Genomic DNA, 4,319 nt, shown 5'->3' on the forward strand with positions numbered 1-4,319 from the left:
CCCCCCCCCCCCGCCGCCGGGGGGGGGGGGCGTTTCCTTTTCTTTTCACTGTGTTTTGGCTCGCAATTTTGCGCTTCTCCGATTGGCTTAATGTAAAAAATTAGTTAAGAATGTTATCAGGTCAGACCACTTGGTTGTCTTGGTTAACAGGGGAGTGTTATGAGTCAGGCATTACCGCTTATCACCCGTCAGGGCGATCGCATTGCCATTGTCACGGGGCTACGCACGCCATTTGCTCGTCAGGCTACGGCTTTTCATGGCGTTCCGGCCATTGATTTAGGAAAAATGGTAGTTGGCGAGATGCTGGCGCGCAGCGACATTCCTGCCGAAGTCATCGAGCAACTGGTCTTTGGCCAGGTGGTGCAGATGCCGGAAGCGCCGAACATCGCCCGGGAAATTGTGCTGGGTACCGGCATGAGCGTACATACCGACGCCTATAGCGTCAGCCGCGCCTGCGCCACCAGTTTCCAGGCCGTGGCGAACGTCGCTGAAAGCCTGATGGCCGGCACCATCCGCGCCGGTATTGCCGGCGGCGCCGACTCCTCCTCTGTCCTGCCCATTGGGGTCAGTAAAACGCTGGCCCGCACGCTAGTGGATGCCAATAAGGCACGCACGCTAAGCCAAAAGCTGAAGCTGTTTTCCCGTCTGCGGCCACGCGACCTGCTGCCGGTCCCCCCGGCGGTGGCTGAATATTCAACCGGATTGCGGATGGGCGATACCGCCGAGCAGATGGCGAAAAGCTGGGGGATCTCTCGCGAGCAACAGGATGCCCTGGCGCATCGTTCGCACCAGCTGGCAGCGAAAGCCTGGGAAGAGGGTAAACTGTCCGCAGAGGTGATGACCGCCTATGCTCCCCCTTTCCGCGAACCGCTCGAGCAGGACAACAATATTCGTAAAAATTCAACGCTCGCAGATTATCAGAAGTTACGCCCGGCCTTTGACCGCAAACATGGCACCGTCACCGCCGCCAACAGTACGCCGCTGACGGACGGCGCGGCAGCGGTGATCCTGATGACCGAGTCGCGGGCTAAAGAGCTGGGGCTGAGGCCGCTGGGCTATCTGCGCAGCTACGCCTTTACTGCCATCGACGTCTGGCAGGATATGCTGCTGGGGCCCGCGTGGTCCACGCCACTGGCGCTGGAGCGCGCTGGCCTGACGCTGGCGGATCTCACGCTTATCGATATGCACGAAGCTTTCGCCGCGCAGACGCTGGCCAATCTCCAGTGTCTGGCAAGCGACCACTTTGCCCGCGAGGTGCTGGGCCGCTCGCAGGCCACCGGTGAGGTAGATGAAAGCAAGTTTAACGTCCTCGGCGGCTCTATCGCCTACGGTCACCCCTTCGCCGCCACCGGCGCGCGGATGATCACCCAGACGCTGCATGAGCTGCGGCGACGGGGCGGGGGATTTGGTTTGGTGACGGCCTGCGCGGCAGGTGGTCTGGGTGCGGCGATGATCGTGGAGGCTGAATAATGGATACTGTTTCCGCTTTTAAGCTTGAGGTCCGTGCGGACAAAATCGCGGTGATCACCATTGATGCCCCGGGTGAAAAAATGAATACCCTGAAAGCCGAATTTGGCAGTCAGGTACGGGGATTGATACGCCAGTTACGTGACGATAAGTCGGTGCGCGGCGTAGTATTTATCTCCGCCAAAGCGGATAACTTTATCGCCGGCGCTGATATCAACATGATTGCCCGCTGCCGCAGCGCGCAGGAGGCGGAAGCGCTGGCGCGCCAGGGACAGCAGATTATGGCTGAGATCCATGGCCTGTCGATCCCGGTGATTGCCGCTATCCACGGCGCCTGCCTTGGCGGCGGTCTGGAGCTGGCGCTGGCCTGTCATGGCCGTATCTGTAGCGATGACGAAAAAACCCGACTCGGCTTGCCGGAGGTACAGCTTGGCCTGCTGCCGGGTTCCGGCGGGACGCAGCGTTTACCGCGGCTGATCGGGGTCAGCACCGCGCTGGATATGATGCTCACCGGCAAGCAGCTGCGGCCGCGGCAGGCGCTGAAGGCTGGTCTGGTGGACGAGGTGGTGCCGCAGGCGATTTTACTGCAGGCGGCGGTGGAGTTGGCGCTGAAGGGACGACCGACCAGCCGGGAGGTGCCTGTTCGTGAACGCGTACTGGCAGGGCCTCTGGGGCGCCATCTGTTATTCCAGTTTGTCGGTAAACAAACGCAGCGCAAAACGCAGGGAAATTACCCGGCGGTGAAGCGAATCTTGCAGGTCGTCGAGAATGGTCTGGCCCACGGCTGCAGCAGCGGATACGCTGAAGAGGCGCGCGCATTTGGCGAACTGGCGATGAGCCCGCAGTCGCAGGCGCTGCGATCGATCTTCTTTGCCAGTACCGATCTGAAAAAAGACCCTGGCGCCGAGGCGGGCCCCGGTTCGCTGAGAAGCGTTGCAGTACTGGGCGGCGGCCTGATGGGCGGGGGGATCGCCTATGTGACCGCCTGTAAGGGTGGGCTGCCGGTGCGGATTAAAGATATCCAGCCGCGTGGCATCAACCACGCCTTAAAGTACAGCTGGGATCTGCTGAATAAACAGGTTCGTCAGCGTCGACTGCGCCCAGTGGAGCGCGATCGTCAGATGGCGCTGATCTCCGGCACTACCGACTATCAGGGCTTTGCTCATCGCGATGTGGTGATCGAGGCGGTATTTGAAGACCTGGCTCTCAAACAGCGGATGGTCAGCGAAGTGGAACAATACGGCGGGCCGCAGACCATCTTTGCGTCGAATACCTCATCGTTGCCAATCGGCGATATTGCCGCTCACGCCAGCCGCCCGGGGCAGGTAATCGGCCTGCATTTTTTCAGTCCGGTGGAAAAAATGCCGCTGGTTGAGGTGATCCCGCACAAGGGAACCGACCCGCAGACTATCGCCACCGTGGTGCAGCTGGCTAAACGGCAGGGGAAAACGCCGATTGTTGTCGCAGATAAAGCGGGGTTCTATGTGAACCGTATCCTCGCGCCGTATATCAATGAAGCGATGCGCCTGCTGGTGGAAGGCGAACCGATTGAAGTCATTGATAACGCGTTGGTTAAATTCGGTTTCCCGGTGGGGCCAATTCAACTGCTGGATGAGGTGGGTATCGATACCGGCACCAAAATTATCCCCGTGCTGGAGGGCGCGTTTGGAGAACGTTTTAGCCCGCCTGCAAACATCATTGACGCGATTTTGAAGGACGATCGCAAAGGCAGAAAAAATAATCGTGGTTTCTATCTTTATGAGACAAAAGGGCGTAAAAGCAAAAAACGGCCCGACCCGGCAGTCTATCCGCTGCTCGGCATCGGCCGCCCGCAGTCGCGGCTCTCCGCGCAGCAGGTGGCGGAGCGCTGTGTGATGATGATGCTTAACGAAGCGGCGCGCTGCTTTGATGAGCAGATTATCCGGAGCGCGCGCGATGGCGATATCGGCGCCGTCTTTGGTATAGGGTTTCCGCCATTTCTTGGCGGCCCGTTCCGGTATATGGATACTATCGGCGCGGGTGAAGTTGCCGCGATCCTGCAGCGCCTGGCCGCCCAGTTCGGCCCACGTTTTACACCCTGTGACACTTTATTACGCATGGCTGAACAGGGGACCACCTTTTGGCCAGCGGATGAACGGCTGACCTAAGTTGTGGTCAAAGAAGGTAAATCCGGCTGCGGACGACGCTGTTGATTGGCTGTTTTGTAAACAATGATTGACTATACTTACGCCATTGAGGTAAAAAACAGCGTTTCATTCGTGGAATGGATCAGGCACAATGCCCGGCCACCGGGTCACCTGCGTTTTGTCTTCGCAGGCCAAACTACGGTGCTTCTGGTTAACAAAAGCGGTGCAATATGCAAGTTTTTATTATGCGTCACGGCGACGCTGCCCTCGATGCAGCCAGTGACTCGGTTCGTCCATTAACCGTATGCGGTTGTGATGAGTCTCGTCAGATGGCAACCTGGCTGAAAGGTCAAAAAGTGGATATTGAGCGCGTTCTTGTCAGTCCCTATCTGCGTGCGGAACAGACGCTGGATATTGTTGGGGAGTGCATGAACCTGCCGAAACATGTCGACGTGATGCCGGAGCTCACGCCGTGCGGTGATGTGGGAATGGTGAGCGCCTATCTGCAGGCGCTGGCGAATGAAGGCGTGGCGACGGCGCTGGTTGTCTCCCACCTGCCGCTGGTGGGGTATCTGGTCTCAGAGCTGTGTCCGGGGGAAACGCCCCCGATGTTCACCACCTCGGCTATCGCCTGCGTGACGCTGGATGCCGACGGCAAAGGTGAGTTCCTCTGGCAAAAAAGCCCCTGCAACCTCAAGATGGCCAACGCCATCTGACGGCCCCCCC

At 59.0% G+C, this 4,319-nt stretch carries 3 protein-coding genes; all 3 read left to right on the forward strand.

What is annotated here, in order from left to right; genetic code table 11:
- Window positions 1-159 precede the first annotated feature (159 nt).
- The 3 genes from fadI to sixA all read left to right on the forward strand — a co-directional run bounded on the left by fadI (window position 160) and on the right by sixA (window position 4,309).
- Window positions 160-1,470: an acetyl-CoA C-acyltransferase FadI gene (fadI, locus tag HMPREF9538_RS23395; RefSeq protein WP_004185010.1), complete on the forward strand. Its 1,311-nt coding sequence runs from the start codon at window positions 160-162 to the stop codon at window positions 1,468-1,470.
- On the forward strand, window positions 1,470-3,614 hold the full coding sequence (gene fadJ / locus HMPREF9538_RS23390; RefSeq protein ID WP_004149220.1) for a fatty acid oxidation complex subunit alpha FadJ: 2,145 nt from the start codon (window positions 1,470-1,472) through the stop codon (window positions 3,612-3,614). The genes fadI and fadJ overlap by 1 nt, the downstream gene beginning before the upstream one ends.
- 209 nt (window positions 3,615-3,823) lie before the next feature.
- Window positions 3,824-4,309: a phosphohistidine phosphatase SixA gene (gene sixA / locus HMPREF9538_RS23385; RefSeq protein WP_002913355.1), complete on the forward strand. Its 486-nt coding sequence runs from the start codon at window positions 3,824-3,826 to the stop codon at window positions 4,307-4,309.
- Window positions 4,310-4,319: the final 10 nt, after the last annotated feature.

The sequence above is a fragment of the Klebsiella sp. MS 92-3 genome (assembly GCF_000195655.1).
Taxonomy (GTDB): Bacteria; Pseudomonadota; Gammaproteobacteria; order Enterobacterales; family Enterobacteriaceae; genus Klebsiella; species Klebsiella pneumoniae.

Excerpts from the sequence above, each read along its gene's own strand:
- fadI (WP_004185010.1), top strand. The coding sequence starts at position 160 with ATGAGTCAGGCATTACCGCTTATCACCCGTCAGGGCGATCGCATTGCC.
- fadJ (WP_004149220.1), top strand. The coding sequence starts at position 1,470 with ATGGATACTGTTTCCGCTTTTAAGCTTGAGGTCCGTGCGGACAAAATC.
- sixA (WP_002913355.1), top strand. The coding sequence starts at position 3,824 with ATGCAAGTTTTTATTATGCGTCACGGCGACGCTGCCCTCGATGCAGCC.